Source organism: Sphingomonas sp. (genome assembly GCF_036677245.1).
GTDB lineage: Bacteria > Pseudomonadota > Alphaproteobacteria > Sphingomonadales > Sphingomonadaceae > Allosphingosinicella.
The window spans coordinates 1-16,631 of sequence record NZ_JAKFCG010000008.1; the positions used below are offsets into that span (position 1 = coordinate 1).

Genomic DNA, 16,631 nt, shown 5'->3' on the forward strand with positions numbered 1-16,631 from the left:
CTGGTGATCGCCTCGCGCGCCAAATTGCCTGCCGCCGCTGCCGAGAAAGCGGAGATCGTCGCCTTTCGCACCGAAGCCGACGCCACCGAGCATGTCGCGTTGCTGATTGGCGAGCCGGGAGCAGAAGGCGGCGAACCGCCGTTGGTGCGCGTGCACAGCGAATGCCTCACCGGCGACGTGCTCGGCTCGCTCAAATGCGACTGCGGGCCGCAGCTCCAGGAGGCGCTTGCGGCGATCGCGAGGTCGGGCTGGGGGATCTTGCTCTATCTGCGCCAGGAGGGGCGCGGCATCGGGCTGATCAACAAGCTGCGCGCCTATGCGCTGCAGGATCAGGGGTTCGACACGGTCGATGCCAATCTGCGGCTCGGCTTCGCCGACGACGAGCGTAGCTTCGCGGTCGCCGCGCGGATGCTCGAGCTGCTCGCGCAGCCGCACGTGCGGCTCCTGACCAACAATCCGCGCAAGGTCGCGGCGCTGGAGGCTGCCGGAATCAAGGTGGTCGCGCAGGTGCCGCTGAAGACGACCACCAATCCGCACAACCAAGCTTACTTGGACACCAAGAAGAAGCGCAGCGGCCACCAGCTCTGACTCCCTCTCCCTGGGGAGGGCTGGCAGCTCTGACCCCCCTCTCCCGCAGGGACCGCTGCAAAACTCCGTTCGCGGTGAGCTTGTCGAACCGCTTTCCTTCTTTCTCAGAGAAGAAAAGGCCTTCGACGGGCTCAGGCCGAACGGTTTTTTGGGTGACTCGGCACCTCTTGCAGCGGTCCCCCGCAAGGGGCGAGGGGAATCCCAGTCGACTTTGTCGCTAAAACTTAGCTCCGCTCGCCGAACAATGCCGTCCCGACCCGCACATGCGTCGCCCCGAGGGTCACTGCCGTCTCGAAATCGCCCGACATGCCGATGCTGAGCTGGGCGAGGTCGTGCCGCCGGGCGAGTTCGGCCAGCAAGGCGAAATAGGGGGCGGGCTCGAGGCCGGCCGGCGGGATCGCCATCAGCCCGACGATCGGAAGTCCCACGTCGCGGCATTGCGCGAGCAGCGCGGGCAGCGCCGCCACCGCGCAGCCGCCCTTCTGCGGCTCGTCGCCGATGTTGACCTGGACGAAGCAGTCGGGCTGCCGGCCGTGCCTGGCGATCGCCTTGGCGAGCGCTGCGACCAGCGACGGCCGGTCGACCGTATGGATGACGTCGAACAAGGCCACCGCTTCCTCGGCCTTGTTCGACTGGAGGCTTCCGACGAGGTGCAGCACGATGCCGTCGTGGGCGGCGCGCAGGCCCGGCCATTTGGCCGCGGCCTCCTGCACCTTGTTCTCGCCGAAATGGCGCTGGCCGGCGCGGATCAGCGGCGCCACCGCCTCGGCCGGATGGGTTTTCGAGATCGCGACCAGGGTGACCTCGCCCGGCGAGCGGCCCGAAAGCCGTGCCGCTTTGTCGATGCGGCGCCTGACCTCGTCCAGGCGCTCGGCGGCTGCTGCGTCGCTCATGGGCGCTGCTATAGGAAGCGTCATGAACCGCCGCCAGCCCCAGCCCAAGCGCCTGCCGCGGCTCTGGATGATGACCGACGAGCGGCAGGGCGACGCTTTGTGGACGGCGCTCGAGCGGCTGCCGCGCAGCGCCGGTGTTGTCTTCCGCCATTACAGCCTGGCGCCGGCTGCGCGCCGGGCCTTGTTCCGCAAGGTCCGTGCGATCGCGCACCGGCGGGGACTACGGCTGCTGCTCGCCGGGCCGCCGCAGCTCGCCGCCGCCTGGGGCGCGGACGGCAGCCATGGGCGCCGGCCCGCGGGTCGCGGCATGGGCCTGGCGAGCGCGCCGGTTCATGACCTGCGCGAGATCAGGGCGGCGGAGCGCGCCGGTGCCCGCCTGCTGTTCCTCTCGCCCGTATTCCAGACTCGATCCCACCCGCAGGCTGCCGCGCTCGGGCCGCTGCGGTTCGCGGGGCTCGCGCGGCAAACCGCACTGCCGGTGATCGCGCTCGGCGGGATGAGCGCGGCGCGGGCACGGCGGCTCGGCGCGAGCGGCCTCTACGGCTGGGCCGCGATCGATGCCTGGACGCGGCACGACGCCGACGATCGTTGAACGGGTGGGAAGCGATGGGTCGGTTCGGCCCAGGTCAGAAGCGGAAGGCGGTGCCTATATAGACGGCCTGGCTGTCGCGGCGCTGATCGTCGAGCCGCTCGAGCCGGTCGTGCTGGATCCGGTAGCGCACGCCGCCGGTCAGATCGACGTTGCGCGCGATCGTATAGGACCCGCCGAGATCGACCGAATAGCTGCTCTCCTGCGGGAGGATCCGCAGCTGCCGCCCGTCGCTGCGCTCGGCGCCGACCTGCAACCGGCCGGTGAATTTCTTGCCCGCGTAGCTGAGGCCGACCTCGGCCGCCTCGCGCCCGCCCGGCAACAGGCCGCTGTCGACCTTGGCGACGTCGCCCGACAAAGCGAATTGCTTCCAGCCGACGGCAACGCCGAGATTGTAGGCAGTGGGCGTCAGGCCGGCGACCGCGGCGCTTTCGCTGCCGCCGCGCATCGCCGCCGCCGCGGTGGTGGCGGCGCGCGCCCGGACTGCGACCTTCACGGCCTTGCTGCCGTTGGGAGTCGCGGACGGCGTGAAATGGAAGCTTCCGCCGCTGAGCCCACGATTGGCGAACAAGGCGGCAAGGCGAGGATCGGCAACGGCAGGCGTGAATCCGCCCACCGCCAAGGTCGGCGTGGACGGCTTTTTCTTGGCTTTGGGCTGAAGCGATGCAGCAAAGGCAGGGGCGAGCACCAGCGACAGCGCAATCAGCGCTGTGCCTCCCACCATTGCTCTGCCGCCCTGCATCATATTGTTTTCGACTCCCCGAGGGTCAGATTTAGTATGCCGGAGCGCAGATGACCAGACGATGACCGGGTCCTACCCCCTTGCGGGAGTCGAATCATCTCAGCATGTTGCATCTTATCCACAGCCGCCGGACGTGCGGCCCGATTCGCCACCGACGCCGGCCTTAGCATCCCCCAATGGCTCTGGGCCACAGACCGCTTGCCGCCTGCGCGCCAGCATCTATAACGACCGCAAAGCGGCACTTCCAAGGATTTACTATGGCACGCATGATCAAGCTTGCATGGGTGGTTGGCGCCGCCGTTTCGCTCTCCGCCTGCGGATGGGTCCAGGAAGACCTCTCGAAGGGCCTCGGCGGCGGCGACGACGATAGCGGCATGTCGAAGAGCCGCGCCCGCACCGCCGATCTTGCTGCCTCGAAAGTGACGAGCATCGGCGTCAACGCCTATCTGTGGCAGGCCGCGCTCGACACCTTGTCGTTCGCGCCGATGGCGCAGGTCGATTCGAACGGCGGCGTGATCGTCACCGACTGGTACGCCAATCCCAATTCGCCCAGCGACCGGGTCAAGGTCACCGTCACGATCCTCGATCAGGATCTGCGCGCCGATGCGCTGCGCGTCGCCGCGTCGCGCCAGGTCAATCAGAACGGCCAGTGGGTCGATGCGCCGGTCGCCGCCGCCACCGTGCAGAAGCTGGAGGAGATCATCCTCACCAAGGCGCGCGACCTGCGGCGGAACGCCGTCGCCGGCTAACATACTCAGCTAAAGGCTTTTTTCGTTCATGCCTGTGCGTTTCAATCCGCTCGAGGCCGACGCACGCTGGCAACGGACCTGGGAAGAGCGCGGCTCGTTCCACGCCTCCGACGACAGCGCCAAGCCGCGATCCTATGTCCTCGAGATGTTCCCCTATCCATCGGGGCGCATCCACATGGGCCACGTCCGCAACTACACGATGGGCGACGTGCTCGCCCGCTACCGGCGGATGAACGGCTTCGAGGTGCTCCACCCGATGGGCTGGGACGCGTTCGGAATGCCGGCCGAAAATGCGGCGATGGAGAAGAAGGTCCATCCCGGCGAGTGGACGCGCGCCAACATCGCGACGATGCGCAGCCAGTTGAAGCGGCTCGGCCTCGCGCTCGACTGGAGCCGCGAGCTCGCGACCTGTGAACCCGATTATTACGGCCAGGAGCAGGCGCTGTTCCTCGACCTGCTCGAAGCCGGGCTGGTCTACCGCAAGCAGAGCGAGGTCAATTGGGACCCGGTCGACATGACCGTGCTCGCCAACGAGCAGGTGATCGACGGCAAGGGCTGGCGCTCGGGCGCGCCGGTCGAGCGGCGCAAGCTCAACCAGTGGTTCCTCAAGATCACCGATTTCGCCGACGAACTGCTCGACGGCCTGGCTAGCCTCGACCAATGGCCGGACAAGGTCCGGCTGATGCAGGAGAATTGGATCGGCAAGAGCCAGGGACTCAAGTTCCGCTTCCAGCTCGACCGGCCGGTCGCGGGCACCGCTGAGCTCGAAGTGTTCACCACCCGTCCCGACACGATCTTCGGCACCAGCTTCACCGCCATCTCGCCCGACCATCCGATCGCCTTGCATCTCGCCCGGGAAGATGCGGCGGTCGCGGCGTTCATCGCCGAATGCAAGCGCGGCGCGACCACCGCGGCGGCGATCGACACCGCGGAGAAACTCGGCTTCGACACCGGCATCAAGGCGCTCCACCCGCTCGAGGCGGGGCGCGAGCTGCCGCTCTACATCGCCAATTTCGTGCTGATGGATTACGGCACCGGCGCGATCTTCGGCGTGCCCGGCCACGACCAGCGCGACTATGAGTTCGCCAGCAAATACGGCCTTGAGATCAAGCGCGTCGTCGCCTCCTCGGCCGACCAGGCGGACGAGCCGATCGGCGACGAGGCGTTCAGCGGTGGCGGCGTGGTCGTCAACTCGCGCTTCCTCGACGGCATGGACGTCGAGAGCGCCAAAGCCGAGATCGTCCGCCGCGCCGAAAGCGAGGGCTGGGGCGAGGGCACCGTGGTCTGGCGGCTGCGCGACTGGGGAGTCTCGCGCCAGCGCTACTGGGGAACGCCGATCCCGATCATCCATTGCGAGGGCTGCGGCGCGGTTGGCGTGCCGCGCGAGCAGCTTCCGGTGGTGCTGCCCGAAGACGTCAGCTTCGAGCTTCCCGGCAATCCGCTGGAGCGCCACCCGACCTGGGGGAAGGTCGACTGCCCGCGTTGCGGCAAGCCGGCGCGGCGGGAGACCGACACGCTCGACACGTTCGTCGATTCCTCCTGGTATTTCATCCGCTTCGCCAGCCAGCCCGCCGACCGCCCGTTCGACAAGGCGATGGCCGAGCGCTGGCTGCCGGTGAACCAGTATATCGGCGGGGTCGAGCATGCGATCCTGCACCTGCTCTACGCGCGTTTCTGGACGCGCGCGCTGAAGCGGATCGGCCAGCTCGACATCGACGAGCCGTTCAAGGGGCTGTTCACCCAGGGCATGGTGACTCACGAGACCTACCGCGCGCCCGACGGCCGCTGGCTCTCGCCCGACGAGGTCGAGCAACGCGACGGCCGCCTGGTGGTTGCCGCGACCGGCGAGCCGGCCGAGCCCGGCCGGGTCGAGAAGATGTCCAAGTCCAAGAAGAACACCGTCGATCCGGAGCCGATCCTCGACCAATACGGCGCCGACGCGGTGCGCTGGTTCATGCTGTCGGACAGCCCGCCCGAGCGCGACCTGCCGTGGAGCGAGGCCGGGATCGAAGGGGCTTGGCGTTTCGTGCAGCGGCTGTGGCGGATGAGCGCCGGTGCGCTTCCCGACGGCGCCGCGCGCGTCGCCGGCGAAGGCGAGGATCTGGCGCTCGACCGCAAGCTCCACCAGACGATCGCCAGCGTCGCGGCCAATATCGATGCGCTCGCGTTCAACAAGGCGGTCGCCAACATCTACGAGCTCGCCAACGCGATCGAGAAGGCGCCGCCTTCTGGCTCGCGCGACCAGGCGATCGAGAGCCTGCTGCTGCTGATCGCGCCAATGGTGCCGCATCTCGCCGAAGAGGCCTGGACGGCGCTCGGCCGCGAGGGCTTGATCGCCGACCAGCCCTGGCCGAAGGTCGATCCGGCGCTGCTGGTTGAGGATCAGGTGACGATCGCGGTCCAGGTCAACGGCAAGCTTCGCGACACGCTGATTGTGCCCAAGGGCTCCGCCAGGGAGACGATCGAGGAAATGGCGCTTGCCTCCGAGAAAGTGGTGCGGGTGCTTGCCGGCGCGCCGCCGCGCAAGGTGATCGTGGTGCCCGACCGGCTGGTCAATCTGGTCGCGTGAGAGCGCTCGCCGCCCTTTGCCTGGTGATCATGCTCGGCGGATGCGGGCTTCGGCCGCTCTACAGCGGCGGCGGTAACGGCCAGGTCGCGCAGGCGCTCAAGGGAGTCACCGTCGCGCCGATCGCCGGCCGCGCCGGCTGGCTGGTGCGCAATTCGCTCGAAGAGCGCCTTGGCTCGGACGGCGGCAGCGGCGCGCCCTATCGCCTCGAGGTCGAGCTCGACGACCGCATCGAGGGCTTCGGCACGCGCGCCGACAACACGATCACCCGCGAGCGGCGGACGTTGCGAGCGCGCTACCGCCTCGTCGATGCCGCGGTCGGCACATTGCTGCTCGACGCCACCGCCGGCTCCGATGCCGGAGTCGACGTGGTCAGCTCGGAATATGCCACCGTCGCCGCCGAGCAGACGGCGCTCGAGCGGCTGGCGAAAGAGGTCGCCGACCAGATCGTCGCGCGAATCGCGCTCTACGCGGCGCGCAGCGGCCCTGCCCCGACCAGTGGGGCGCCTGCGAGCGGCACCACCCCCTGATGAAGGCCAACCGGAGCCAGGTCGAAGCTGCGCTGCGGGCGCGCTGCGAAGGTTTCCGCTTCATCCTGCTGCACGGGCCGGACGAGGCGGGATCGCGCGCCCTGCTCGGGCTGCTCGGCCAGGCTATGGGTGGCGACGCCGAACGTATCGATCTCAGCGGCAGCGAGCTCAAGAGTGATCCGGCGCGGCTTGCCGACGAGGCCGCGTCGATCTCGCTGTTCGGCGGCGCGCGCTATATCGTCGTCGAGACCAATGGCGACGAAGTCATGGCCGCGGTCGAGGCGTTGCTCGACAGCTCCGCCGGCGGCAATCCGATCCTTATCGTCACAGGCATGCTGAAGCCGACGTCGAAGCTGCTCAAGCGCGCGCTCGCCGAGCCGGCCGCGCTCGCCCTGGCAAGCTACGTTCCGGATGGTCGCGAGGCCGACAAATTGGTGATCGACATGGCGCGCCAGCAGGGACTGCAGGTGCGGCCGGACGTCGCGCGCCGCATCGCCGAGGCCGCCGGCGGCAATCGCGCGGTGATCGCCAACGAGCTCGAGAAGTTCGCGCTCTATCTCGACGCGGCACCCGACCACCCACGCGAGATCGACCACGACACGGTCGACTCTCTTGGCGCGGCAAGCGAGGAGGGCGATCTCAGCCGCCTCGTCGACAGCGTCAGCGGCGGCGATTCAAAATTGCTCAAGGCCGAGCTGCTGCGCCTGTCGAGCGAAGGGATCGAAGGCATATCGCTGATCCGCGCGATGCTGCGCCGGATGCTGCTGCTCGCCCGGCTGCGCGCCGAGGTCGACCGCGGCAACAGCGTCGACGCCGTCATGGCGTCACAAGGTAAGTCTTTGTTCTGGAAAGAGAAACCGGCTATCGCCCAGCAGCTCGTGCGCTGGCGTTCGCCGCTGCTCGCCAAGGCCGCCGCGCGGCTGCTCGAGGCAGAGCGGCAGGTGAAGGCGCCCGGCGGACTGGGGCCGCTCGCGGTCGACGAGGAATTGTTCGCGATCTGCCGGCAGGCGGCGCGATTGAGCTGATCCTGCCGATTGTGCGGATGCGGGGTGGTCCGATCGAGAGTCTGCGGGGCGGCGGTTAGATCCGCTCGCCGCTCAGCCGCTGGCAGATCATATCAAGCTGGTCGAGCGAGGAATAGTGAAGCGCGACACTGCCGCCGTCGCGCTTGTAGCTTATCCTGACCTTGAGCCCGAGGATGTCGCCGAGCTGGCGTTCGAGCGCTTCGATATCGGCGTTGGCGACGGTGCGCTGGCCGTCGGCGGCCGGGGTACGCGGCTTGTGCTCGCGCGCCAGCCTTTCGGTGTCGCGCACCGAGAGGCCGCGGCGCACCACCTCGTCGGCGAGTGCTGCGGGGTCCGGGGCCAGGATCAGCGCGCGGGCGTGACCCATGCTGAGATCGCCTGTCGCCACCATATTGCGCACGCGGGTCGGCAGCTCGAGCAGCCGCATCAGATTGGCGACATGGCTTCGCGACTTGTGGACCAGCCGGCCGAGCGTCTCCTGGCTGTGGCCATATTCGCTGACCAGCCTTTTATACGCCTCGGCCTCCTCGATCGCATTGAGATCCTGGCGCTGGATGTTCTCGAGCAATGCGACCTCGAACGCATCGCTGTCGCTGAACTCGCGGATGATCACCGGGATCTCGTGAAGCTGCGCCTTTTGCGCCGCGCGCCAGCGCCGCTCGCCGGCGACGATCTGGTAGCGGCCGGCGTGCGGCCGCACGACGATCGGCTGGATCAGCCCGCGGGTGCGGATCGAAGCGGCGAGCTCGGCGAGGGCCTCGTCGTCGAACTCGCGGCGCGGCTGATCCGGGTGGGGATCGATGCTCGCGACCGCGATCTGCTGGACACCGGCACGGCTGCTGCCGGAGACCGCGGTTTCCTCGGCGACCTCGCCCAGCAGCGAGGAAAGGCCGCGGCCGAGGCCGGAAGGACGGCGCTTGAGCGGCGGCTCGCTGCTCATGCCGCAGCCGCCGGCGCGGGCAGCCGCCCGATCAGCTCGCGCGCCAGCGCCATATAGGCTTCCGAACCAGGACAGCGCAGGTCGTAGATCAAGGCGGGGATCCCATAGCTTGGCGCCTCGGAAAGGCGGACGTTGCGCGGGATGACGGTGTCGAACACGACCTTGCCGAGGCAGGCGCGGACGTCGTCGGCAACCTGCGACGAAAGATTGTTGCGGCGGTCGAACATCGTCAGCGCGACGCCGAGAATCGAAAGCTCGGGATTGAAGCGCGCGCGCACTCGTTCGACCGTCTGGAGGAGCTGGCTGAGCCCTTCGAGCGCGAAGAATTCGGTCTGCAGCGGCACCAGCACCAGGCGCGCGGCGACCAGAGCGTTGATCGTCAGCAGGCCGAGCGAGGGCGGGCAATCGATCAGGCAAATGTCCCAGCGGCCGGGAGCCGAATCGAGCGCCTGCTCGAGGCGATGGGTGCGCTGCTCATATTCGATCAGCTCGATCTCCGCGCCCGAGAGATCGACCGTCGCCGGGATCAGCTCGAGGCGCGGGACTCTCGTCGCGGTGACCGCTTCGTCCATCGTACAGCCGCCGGTGAGCAGCTCGTAGCTCGAGCAGCTCCGCTCGGACTGGCTGACGCCAAGTCCGGTCGAGGCATTGCCTTGCGGATCGAGGTCGATCAGCAGCACCCGCCACCCGGTGGCCGCGAGCGCGGTCGCCACGTTGATCGCGGTGGTCGTCTTGCCGACCCCGCCCTTCTGGTTCGCCACTGCAATGCGGATCATCGCGCCTGCTTCCCCTTGGACTTCCGCTGCACTCGCTCCGCCACGATGATCATCGCATCGGCATCGGTGATGCTCGGTTCGAGCCGGAATTCACCCTGCCATGAAGCTTGCGCCGCTTCCAGTTCGGACTTTGCATTGCGGCCTTTGGGCAGGACCCAACGAGTCTCCGGTGCGGCGAGATGCGCCGCCACGTTGAACAGGCGATCGAGCGGCGCGAACGCGCGGGCGCTGATCGTGGCGAACGGTGGGGCCTGAAACGTCTCCACGCGCCCGCGGACGATCTCGACCCGGTCGCTTACTTCGAGCACATCGGCGGCCCGAGCGAGGAAATCGGACCGCAAACGCCGTTCCTCGACCAACGTGACCGACCCTCCGAGCACCGCGAGGACAAGGCCCGGAAAACCCGCACCCGAGCCGAGGTCGAGCCAGCGGTCGGGCCCTTTCCCAAGGTTAAATAGCTGAGCGGAATCAACGATATGGCGCTCCCACACCGACTCGAGCGACGATTCCGCCACAAGATTCTGCTGCTTGTTCTCCTGGCTCAGAAAATCCACGAACCTGTCGAGCCGCTCGAGTGTTTCACGTGAAACATCGCAGTGTTGCCCGAGCCAGTCCCGCGCGCCTTGCTCGTCCATCAGGCGGCTTTGCGCCGGCAATGGACGAGGATGGCCGCCAGTGCCGCGGGCGTGATCCCGCGGATGCGCGACGCGGCGCCGAGCGTAGACGGGCGCGCCTTCATCAGGCGCTCGACCATTTCGGTGGAGAGGCCAGCGATCGTGCCGAAATCCAGTTCGGGCGGAATCCGCACTTCCTCATCCGCCTGCAGCCGTGCGATCTCGCTCTGCTGGCGAGCGACATAGGGCGCATAACGGCAGTCCTGGATGACTTCCTCGACCGTCGCGGCCGAGCATTTGGCGAGCTCGGGTACCAACGAGTGAACGGCGTCCGCATCGACGTCGGGGAAGCGCAGCCACTCGGCCAGGCTGCGCCGGACGCCATCGTCGCGCAGTTCGACGCCGGCCTCGGCCAGCTCGCGCGCCGTGTAAGCGCGGGTGAACAGCTGCTCGACGGTGCCGCGCTCCTCAAGCCGGTGGTGGAAATGCCGCGAACGCTCCGGGGAGGCGCAGCCGGCCGTGATCGCCTGTGGCGTCAGCCGCGTGTCGGCATTGTCCGCGCGCAATCGGAGCCGATATTCTGCGCGCGCGGTGAGCATCCGATAGGGCTCGGTTACGCCCTGCAAGGTGAGGTCGTCGATCATCACACCAATGTAGCTGTTGCTGCGATCGAACAGCACCGGTGCGTCCCCCGCCACCGCCGCGGCCGCATTGAGGCCGGCGACCAGCCCTTGCGCAGCCGCCTCTTCATAGCCGGTGGTGCCGTTGATCTGCCCCGCCAGATAAAGGCCCTCGACGTCGCGGACTTGCAAGGTCGGCTCGAGGACGCGCGGATCGACATGATCATATTCGACCGCGTAGCCCGGCTGGACGATCACGGCGCGCTCAAGGCCCTCCATCGACCGCACCATCTCGACCTGCACGTCGGCCGGAAGCGAGGTCGAGATGCCGTTGGGATAGACGGTCGAATCGTCGAGGCCCTCGGGCTCAAGGAAGATCTGGTGGCCGTCGCGGTCGGCGAAACGGTGCACCTTGTCCTCGATCGAGGGGCAATAGCGCGGGCCGACCCCGGTGATCTCGCCGGCGAACAGCGGGGAGCGATCGAGCGAGGCGGCGATGATCTCGTGCGTCCGCCGATTGGTCCGGGTGATCGCGCAGGCAACCTGCGGCGCTGGCCGATGGCTCGTCAGCGCCGACATCGTCCAGTCGCCATCGTCAGACGGTTGCCGGTCGAGCCCGGCCCAGTCGATCGTCCGCCCGTCGAGCCGCGGCGGCGTTCCCGTCTTCAGCCGCGCCAGCGGCAGCTCAAGCGCGCGCAGTTGCTCAGCCAGCGTGACCGCGGCGCGCTCGCCGACCCGGCCGCCGACGCAGTTCGTCATGCCGAAGTGGAGCTTGCCGTTGAGGAAGGTACCGGTCGCGAGCACAACCGCGCTGGCCGCCAGGATGCGGCCACCAGCGAGCTGGAGTCCGGTGATCCGCGTCCCGACATCATTCTCCAGCCGCAGTGCCGCCGCCTCGCCCTCGATAATTGTCAAATTGGGCTGCGCCGCGAGCAGATCGTGGATCGCTGACTTGAAACGCCGGCGATCGGCCTGGACTCGCGGCCCCCGCACCGCGGCGCCCTTGCTGGCGTTGAGCATCCGATAATGGATCGCGGCATGATCCGCCGCGCGCGCGATCAGTCCATCGAAAGCATCGACCTCGCGCACGAGATGACCCTTGCCGAGGCCCCCGATTGCAGGGTTGCAGGACATCGCGCCGATTCCGTCATGGGAAAAGCTGACCAAGGCGGTCGATGCGCCCATGCGCGCTGCCGCGGCCGCGGCCTCACAGCCCGCGTGGCCGCCACCCACAACGATGATGTCGTAGCGCTGAGTCATGGCGCGCCCATAGCGCAATCCAGCGCTTCAGCGAAGAGCGAGCGATGTTCCACGTGGAACATCATTTACCGATGCACAGACGACTGAACAGCGTATCGAGCATATTCTCAACTCCGGCATTACCCGTGACGCGGTCGAGCGCGGCTCGCGCCACTCGTAACGCCTCGGCAACAAGGATGATGTCCGGCTCATGTTGCGCTGCAACAAGCGCATCCACGCATCCCCGCAATGCAGCGCGGTGGCGGGCGTTGAGCGGGACATCGGCCTCACCGGGCAGAAGGCGGCGCGCGCAGCTGATCAGCCGGTTGGTCAGCTCGTCCATTCCCGCGCCGGTCGCCGGCGAGACCGGCAACGCTCGATCGTCCGGCGCGTGAGCGACGAGGTCGCATTTCGAGTGGACGATGATCGTACGCGAAGGATCGGGACAATCCTGGGGATCGCCGAGCCACAGGATGAGATCGGCTGCGGCTATGCTTGCCTCGGCGCGCGCGACGCCGATCGCCTCGACCTCGTCGTTGCTGGCGCGCAGGCCCGCGGTATCGATCAGCAGGAACGGCGTTCCAGCGATCGCGGTCGGGGCTTCGACGAGATCGCGGGTGGTTCCGGCGATCGCCGAGGTAATCGCCGCCTCACGCCCGGCTAAAGCGTTGAGCAAAGTGGACTTTCCGGCATTCGGCGGGCCGGCGATGACGACCCTGATGCCATCGCGCAGCCGCTCTGCCGGCGGCCGTGCTAGCGCTGCCCAAAGCGCGTCCACGACCACGGCGAGCTCCTCATGCCATCCGGCCGGAAGCTCGACCGCAACATCGTCCTCGTCGGCGAAATCGAGCGCCGCCTCGACCGCGGCGCCGAGCGCCAGCACCTGCCGCTGCCAATCCTCGACCTGGCGCGTCAGCGACCCGCCGGCGAGCGCGAGCGCGGCACGCCGTTGCGACTGGGTCTCGGCGAGCAGCAGATCGGCAAGGCCCTCCGCTTCGGTGAGGTCGATCCGCCCATTGTCGAACGCGCGCCGGGTGAACTCGCCGGCCGCAGCGGGGCGAAGGCCGTCGATCGTCTCGAGCGCCGCCAACACTGCGGCGACCACAGAGCGGCCGCCATGAAGGTGAAGCTCGGCGACGTCTTCGCCGGTGGCGCTGGCGGGCGCGGGAAAGTGAAGCACCAGCCCATTGTCGAGCAGCTCGCCGGTGCGCGGGTGACGTATCGCCGCCAAGGTCGCCTGGCGGGGAGCGGGGAGACGGCCGCCCAGCGCGACCAAAGCGTCGGACGCGCGGGGGCCGCTCAGGCGGACCAGCGCGATCGCTGCCGGCGGGCTGCCCGAGGACAACGCGTAGATCGTGTCGCGCGCGCCCGCATTCACTTGTTGGCGCCACCCGGCTTGCCGAAGCCCATCTGCTCGATCCCCATCTGCTCGAACAGGGCCTTCCACGGTGCGAGCACCGCATCGCTCATCGGCCCCCAATTCTTGACCGCGCCGGCGAGCGCATCGGGGCCGATCGCGTCGCTCACCGCCTTGCGCATCGCCTCGACATAGGCGTCGTGGACGGGGGTAAGGTCCGGCAGGCCGAGGAAGCGGCGCGCCTCTTCGGGTGTGCAGTCGATATCGACGGTGACTTTCATGGCGCTTCCTTTGCGGTTTCGCGCGCCGGTGGCGGTCCGGCTCGGCTTTGCGGTTGCGGCGCGGGTGCGGCTTAGGTGTATATCGCTGCCATGCTCAAGTGACGAAGGAGAAAGAGAATGGCGATGATGGATGTCCGGACGCTCGAGGGCGATGGTTCGTTCAAGGCCTATGTGGCCGAGCCCGAAGGCGCGGCGCGCGGCGCAGTCATCGTCATTCAGGAGATCTTCGGCGTCAACGAGGGGATTCGCGGCAAATGCGATCGCTGGGCCGCGCTCGGCTACCTCGCGATCGCACCGGACCTATTCTGGCGGATCGAGCCCGGCGTCGAGCTCGACCCCGACGTCGGCGAGCAGATGCAGCAGGCGCTCGGGCTGATGGGCCGATTCGATCAGGACCAGGGGATCAAGGACATCGAAGCCACCATCCGCGCGGCGCGCCATGCGCTTCCGGACGGGGGAAAGGTCGGCTGCGTCGGCTTCTGCCTCGGCGGCCGGCTTGCCTTCATGACGGCAACTCGTACCGACATCGACGCGAGCGTCGGCTATTACGCGGTGATGCTCGACCCGTTGCTCCACGAGAAGCATGCGATCGCCAGGCCATTGATGCTGCACATCGCCGGCGCCGACCATTTCGTCCCGCCCGAGCAACAGAAGGCGGTCCACGACGCCCTAGACGATCATCCGAAAGTCGTGCTGCACGACTATCCCGGCCAGGATCATGGCTTCGCTGCGGAAATGGGCAGCCGGCGCAGCCCCGCCGCGGCCGAGCTCGCCGACCGCCGTACCGAGGAGTTCCTGGCCGAGCATATCGACTGATCCCGCAGCGCCTCGCGATCAGACTCAATCCCGGTTTGATTGAACCGGGATTGAGTCTAATTCTGTTTGTTTTCCGTGATTTCGGAGTCGTCAGGTAATTCCGCCTGACTTGAAATACTCTAGACCTTGATCGCTTCAGGCTGAATCAGCCTGAAGCGTGAATCAAGGTCGCAACCATTTGAATAGAGCCTGATCACGCTCTCGGTGGAAGCGCGGAGCGCTTCCACCTCAAACGATCAGGCTCTAGGCGAGGAAGGTGACGGCGGCAGGCTGGACGTCCATCCAGCCGTCCCAGATCATCTTGCCTGCGACATAGAGGATGATGATCAGCCCGACCCACGCGATCCAGCGGTAGCGCTCGATATAGCGTGCGATCAGATTGGCCGCGATGCCCATCAGCGCGACGGAGAGCACCAGGCCGATCACCATGATCCCGGGATGCTCGCGCGCGGCGCCGGCGACTGCGAGGACATTGTCGAGGCTCATCGAGACGTCGGCGACGGCGACAGCCCAGGCCGCGCTCGCGAAGCTCTTGGCGGGACGAACACCGCTATGCTCGTCGCCCTCGATCTCGGCCGAACCGCCTGCCTCGCCGGGGTGGAGCTCGCGGTACATCTTCCAGGCGACCCAGAGCAGAAGCAGGCCGCCGGCGAGCACCAGGCCATATTGCTTGAAGCTCTCGAGCCCGTAGAGCACCGCCACCGCGAAGACGATGCGCAGCAACAATGCGGCGAGAATGCCGATCGCGATCACCTTGCGGCGCTGCTCGGAGGGAAGCCCCGCCGCCAGCGCACCGACGATGATTGCATTGTCGCCGGCGAGCGCGATATCGAGCAGCACCACGGTGGCGAACGCCGTCATCGCCGAGGCGCTGCCGAAGTTCGCGAAATCGCTGACGATCTGCTGCCACAGCCAGCTCAGCGACATGGCTTCTTGAATCAAAAGATGGGACATCGCCGTCTAACCGCCGGCAGGCTTACTGGTTCATCGAGGCGAAGAAATCTTCGTTCGACTTGGCGTCCTTCATCTTGTCGAGCAGGAACTGCATCGCATCGACCGTGCCCATCTGCATCAGGATGCGGCGAAGCACCCACATTTTGGACAGGGTCGCGGGGTCGACGAGCAGCTCCTCCTTGCGCGTGCCGGACTTGCCGACATCGAGCGCCGGGAAGATGCGCTTGTCGGCGACCTTGCGGTCGAGCACGATCTCGGAGTTGCCGGTGCCCTTGAACTCCTCGAAGATCACTTCGTCCATCTTCGAGCCGGTGTCGATCAGCGCGGTGGCGATGATCGAGAGCGAGCCGCCTTCCTCGATGTTGCGCGCGGCGCCGAAGAAGCGCTTCGGGCGCTGCAGTGCATTGGCGTCGACGCCGCCGGTCAGCACCTTGCCCGACGAGGGCACGACGGTGTTGTAGGCGCGGCCGAGGCGCGTGATCGAATCGAGCAGGATGACGACATCCTTCTTGTGCTCGACGAGGCGCTTGGCCTTCTCGATCACCATCTCGGCGACCTGAACGTGGCGGCTGGCCGGCTCGTCGAACGTCGAGGAGATGACCTCGCCCTTGACCGAGCGCTGCATGTCGGTGACCTCCTCGGGCCGCTCGTCGATCAGCAGCACGATCAGGAACACCTCGGGGTGGTTGTCGGTGATCGCCTTCGCCATGTTCTGGAGAAGCACGGTCTTGCCGACCCGCGGCGGCGCGACGATCAGCGCGCGCTGGCCCTTGCCCTGCGGCGAGACGATGTCGATCACCCGCGCGGACTTGTCCTTGATCGTCGGATCCTGGGTGTCGAGGGTGAGCTTCTCGTCCGGATAGAGCGGCGTGAGATTGTCGAAGTTGACGCGGTGACGGACGGCGTCGGGATCGTCGAAATTGACCGAGACCAGACGGGTCAGCGCGAAATAGCGCTCGCCTTCCTTGGGGCCGCGGATTTCGCCCTCGACGGTATCGCCGGTGCGCAGCCCGAATTTACGGACCTGATTGGGCGAAACATAGATGTCGTCGGGCCCGGCCAGATAGTTGGCCTCGGGCGAGCGCAGGAAGCCGAAGCCGTCGGGCAGCACCTCGATCGTGCCCATGCCCATGATCTCGTCGCCATTCTCGGCCTGAACCTTGAGGATCGAAAACATCAGTTCTTGCTTGCGCAAGGTCGATGCGCCTTCGATGCCGAGCTCTTCAGCCATGGCCACCAGCTCAGCCGGGGATTTCTTCTTCAACTCTTTGAGATGCATTTGGATTTACTCGAGAAAGGAGACTGCCGTCCACGACGCAAACACAGGAAATGGCGCTGGAATCCCGCTCGAC

General features: G+C 67.2%; 17 protein-coding genes. 7 read left to right on the plus strand and 10 right to left on the minus strand.

Annotated elements, in window-relative coordinates:
* Positions 1 to 588: GTP cyclohydrolase II (gene ribA, locus V6M48_RS00660; RefSeq protein ID WP_332810586.1), on the plus strand; the 588-nt coding region annotated here is incomplete at its 5' end.
* A gap of 224 nt (positions 589 to 812) precedes the next feature.
* Here the strand turns inward: ribA and V6M48_RS00665 are convergent.
* Positions 813 to 1,481 (minus strand): YggS family pyridoxal phosphate-dependent enzyme, encoded by a 669-nt coding sequence (locus tag V6M48_RS00665; protein ID WP_332810587.1) that lies wholly within the window; start codon positions 1,479 to 1,481, stop codon positions 813 to 815.
* A 22-nt stretch (positions 1,482 to 1,503) separates the two neighbouring features.
* Here V6M48_RS00665 and V6M48_RS00670 point away from each other — a divergent pair, with 22 nt between their 5' ends.
* Positions 1,504 to 2,073 carry a thiamine phosphate synthase gene (locus V6M48_RS00670; protein ID WP_332810588.1) on the plus strand — a complete coding sequence of 190 codons (570 nt, stop codon included), beginning with the start codon at positions 1,504 to 1,506 and terminating at the stop codon, positions 2,071 to 2,073.
* A gap of 34 nt (positions 2,074 to 2,107) precedes the next feature.
* Here the strand turns inward: V6M48_RS00670 and V6M48_RS00675 are convergent, their stop codons facing one another.
* Positions 2,108 to 2,794: a porin gene (locus tag V6M48_RS00675; protein ID WP_332810589.1), complete on the minus strand. Its 687-nt coding sequence runs from the start codon at positions 2,792 to 2,794 to the stop codon at positions 2,108 to 2,110.
* 275 nt (positions 2,795 to 3,069) lie between these two features.
* Here V6M48_RS00675 and V6M48_RS00680 point away from each other — a divergent pair, with 275 nt between their 5' ends.
* Genes V6M48_RS00680 through holA form a run of 4 tightly spaced genes read left to right on the plus strand, consistent with a single transcriptional unit; the run spans position 3,070 to position 7,682 of the window.
* A complete protein-coding gene (locus V6M48_RS00680) occupies positions 3,070 to 3,561 on the plus strand; it encodes a DUF3576 domain-containing protein (protein WP_443019021.1) in 492 nt (163 codons plus the stop codon).
* Between the two features lie 28 nt (positions 3,562 to 3,589).
* Positions 3,590 to 6,130, plus strand: a complete 2,541-nt coding sequence (gene leuS, locus V6M48_RS00685; protein WP_332810590.1) for a leucine--tRNA ligase — start codon at positions 3,590 to 3,592, stop codon at positions 6,128 to 6,130.
* Between the two features lie 29 nt (positions 6,131 to 6,159).
* Positions 6,160 to 6,657, plus strand: coding sequence for an LPS assembly lipoprotein LptE (lptE, locus tag V6M48_RS00690; RefSeq protein ID WP_332810627.1), 498 nt, complete (start codon positions 6,160 to 6,162; stop codon positions 6,655 to 6,657).
* The gene (gene holA / locus V6M48_RS00695; protein WP_332810591.1) at positions 6,657 to 7,682 is read left to right on the plus strand and encodes a DNA polymerase III subunit delta; all 1,026 of its coding nucleotides are present in this window, start codon (positions 6,657 to 6,659) and stop codon (positions 7,680 to 7,682) included. The genes lptE and holA overlap by 1 nt, the downstream gene beginning before the upstream one ends.
* Positions 7,683 to 7,737: 55 nt before the next feature.
* Here the strand turns inward: holA and V6M48_RS00700 are convergent, their stop codons facing one another.
* The 6 genes from V6M48_RS00700 to V6M48_RS00725 all read right to left on the minus strand — a co-directional run bounded on the left by V6M48_RS00700 (position 7,738) and on the right by V6M48_RS00725 (position 13,509).
* Positions 7,738 to 8,622, minus strand: coding sequence for a ParB/RepB/Spo0J family partition protein (locus V6M48_RS00700; protein ID WP_332810592.1), 885 nt, complete (start codon positions 8,620 to 8,622; stop codon positions 7,738 to 7,740).
* Positions 8,619 to 9,398 carry a ParA family protein gene (locus V6M48_RS00705; RefSeq protein WP_332810593.1) on the minus strand — a complete coding sequence of 260 codons (780 nt, stop codon included), beginning with the start codon at positions 9,396 to 9,398 and terminating at the stop codon, positions 8,619 to 8,621. Before V6M48_RS00705 ends, V6M48_RS00700 begins: the two co-directional genes overlap by 4 nt.
* A complete protein-coding gene (gene rsmG, locus V6M48_RS00710; RefSeq protein ID WP_332810594.1) occupies positions 9,395 to 10,033 on the minus strand; it encodes a 16S rRNA (guanine(527)-N(7))-methyltransferase RsmG in 639 nt (212 codons plus the stop codon). Before rsmG ends, V6M48_RS00705 begins: the two co-directional genes overlap by 4 nt.
* On the minus strand, positions 10,033 to 11,892 hold the full coding sequence (gene mnmG, locus V6M48_RS00715) for a tRNA uridine-5-carboxymethylaminomethyl(34) synthesis enzyme MnmG (RefSeq protein WP_332810595.1): 1,860 nt from the start codon (positions 11,890 to 11,892) through the stop codon (positions 10,033 to 10,035). The genes rsmG and mnmG overlap by 1 nt, the downstream gene beginning before the upstream one ends.
* A gap of 61 nt (positions 11,893 to 11,953) precedes the next feature.
* Positions 11,954 to 13,249: a tRNA uridine-5-carboxymethylaminomethyl(34) synthesis GTPase MnmE gene (mnmE, locus tag V6M48_RS00720; protein WP_332810596.1), complete on the minus strand. Its 1,296-nt coding sequence runs from the start codon at positions 13,247 to 13,249 to the stop codon at positions 11,954 to 11,956.
* The gene (locus V6M48_RS00725) at positions 13,246 to 13,509 is read right to left on the minus strand and encodes a DUF6489 family protein (RefSeq protein WP_332810597.1); all 264 of its coding nucleotides are present in this window, start codon (positions 13,507 to 13,509) and stop codon (positions 13,246 to 13,248) included. Before V6M48_RS00725 ends, mnmE begins: the two co-directional genes overlap by 4 nt.
* Positions 13,510 to 13,626: 117 nt before the next feature.
* Here V6M48_RS00725 and V6M48_RS00730 point away from each other — a divergent pair, with 117 nt between their 5' ends.
* Positions 13,627 to 14,325 carry a dienelactone hydrolase family protein gene (locus tag V6M48_RS00730; RefSeq protein ID WP_332810598.1) on the plus strand — a complete coding sequence of 233 codons (699 nt, stop codon included), beginning with the start codon at positions 13,627 to 13,629 and terminating at the stop codon, positions 14,323 to 14,325.
* 243 nt (positions 14,326 to 14,568) lie between these two features.
* Here V6M48_RS00730 and V6M48_RS00735 read toward each other — a convergent pair whose 3' ends face one another.
* Entirely contained in the window at positions 14,569 to 15,252 is a 684-nt protein-coding gene (locus tag V6M48_RS00735; RefSeq protein ID WP_332810599.1) for a YjbE family putative metal transport protein, read from the minus strand.
* 49 nt (positions 15,253 to 15,301) lie between these two features.
* Positions 15,302 to 16,558: a transcription termination factor Rho gene (rho, locus tag V6M48_RS00740; protein ID WP_332810600.1), complete on the minus strand. Its 1,257-nt coding sequence runs from the start codon at positions 16,556 to 16,558 to the stop codon at positions 15,302 to 15,304.
* Positions 16,559 to 16,631: the final 73 nt, after the last annotated feature.

Coding starts and splice junctions, on each gene's coding strand:
- holA (WP_332810591.1), top strand. CDS start 6,657: ATGAAGGCCAACCGGAGCCAGGTCGAAGCTGCGCTGCGGGCGCGCTGC.
- mnmG (WP_332810595.1), bottom strand. CDS start 11,892: ATGACTCAGCGCTACGACATCATCGTTGTGGGTGGCGGCCACGCGGGC.
- V6M48_RS00700 (WP_332810592.1), bottom strand. CDS start 8,622: ATGAGCAGCGAGCCGCCGCTCAAGCGCCGTCCTTCCGGCCTCGGCCGC.
- V6M48_RS00705 (WP_332810593.1), bottom strand. CDS start 9,398: ATGATCCGCATTGCAGTGGCGAACCAGAAGGGCGGGGTCGGCAAGACG.
- V6M48_RS00670 (WP_332810588.1), top strand. CDS start 1,504: ATGAACCGCCGCCAGCCCCAGCCCAAGCGCCTGCCGCGGCTCTGGATG.
- leuS (WP_332810590.1), top strand. CDS start 3,590: ATGCCTGTGCGTTTCAATCCGCTCGAGGCCGACGCACGCTGGCAACGG.
- V6M48_RS00665 (WP_332810587.1), bottom strand. CDS start 1,481: ATGAGCGACGCAGCAGCCGCCGAGCGCCTGGACGAGGTCAGGCGCCGC.
- V6M48_RS00730 (WP_332810598.1), top strand. CDS start 13,627: ATGGCGATGATGGATGTCCGGACGCTCGAGGGCGATGGTTCGTTCAAG.
- V6M48_RS00680 (WP_443019021.1), top strand. CDS start 3,070: ATGGCACGCATGATCAAGCTTGCATGGGTGGTTGGCGCCGCCGTTTCG.
- lptE (WP_332810627.1), top strand. CDS start 6,160: ATGCTCGGCGGATGCGGGCTTCGGCCGCTCTACAGCGGCGGCGGTAAC.
- V6M48_RS00675 (WP_332810589.1), bottom strand. CDS start 2,794: ATGGTGGGAGGCACAGCGCTGATTGCGCTGTCGCTGGTGCTCGCCCCT.
- V6M48_RS00735 (WP_332810599.1), bottom strand. CDS start 15,252: ATGTCGCTGAGCTGGCTGTGGCAGCAGATCGTCAGCGATTTCGCGAAC.
- V6M48_RS00725 (WP_332810597.1), bottom strand. CDS start 13,509: ATGAAAGTCACCGTCGATATCGACTGCACACCCGAAGAGGCGCGCCGC.
- rsmG (WP_332810594.1), bottom strand. CDS start 10,033: ATGGACGAGCAAGGCGCGCGGGACTGGCTCGGGCAACACTGCGATGTT.
- rho (WP_332810600.1), bottom strand. CDS start 16,558: ATGCATCTCAAAGAGTTGAAGAAGAAATCCCCGGCTGAGCTGGTGGCC.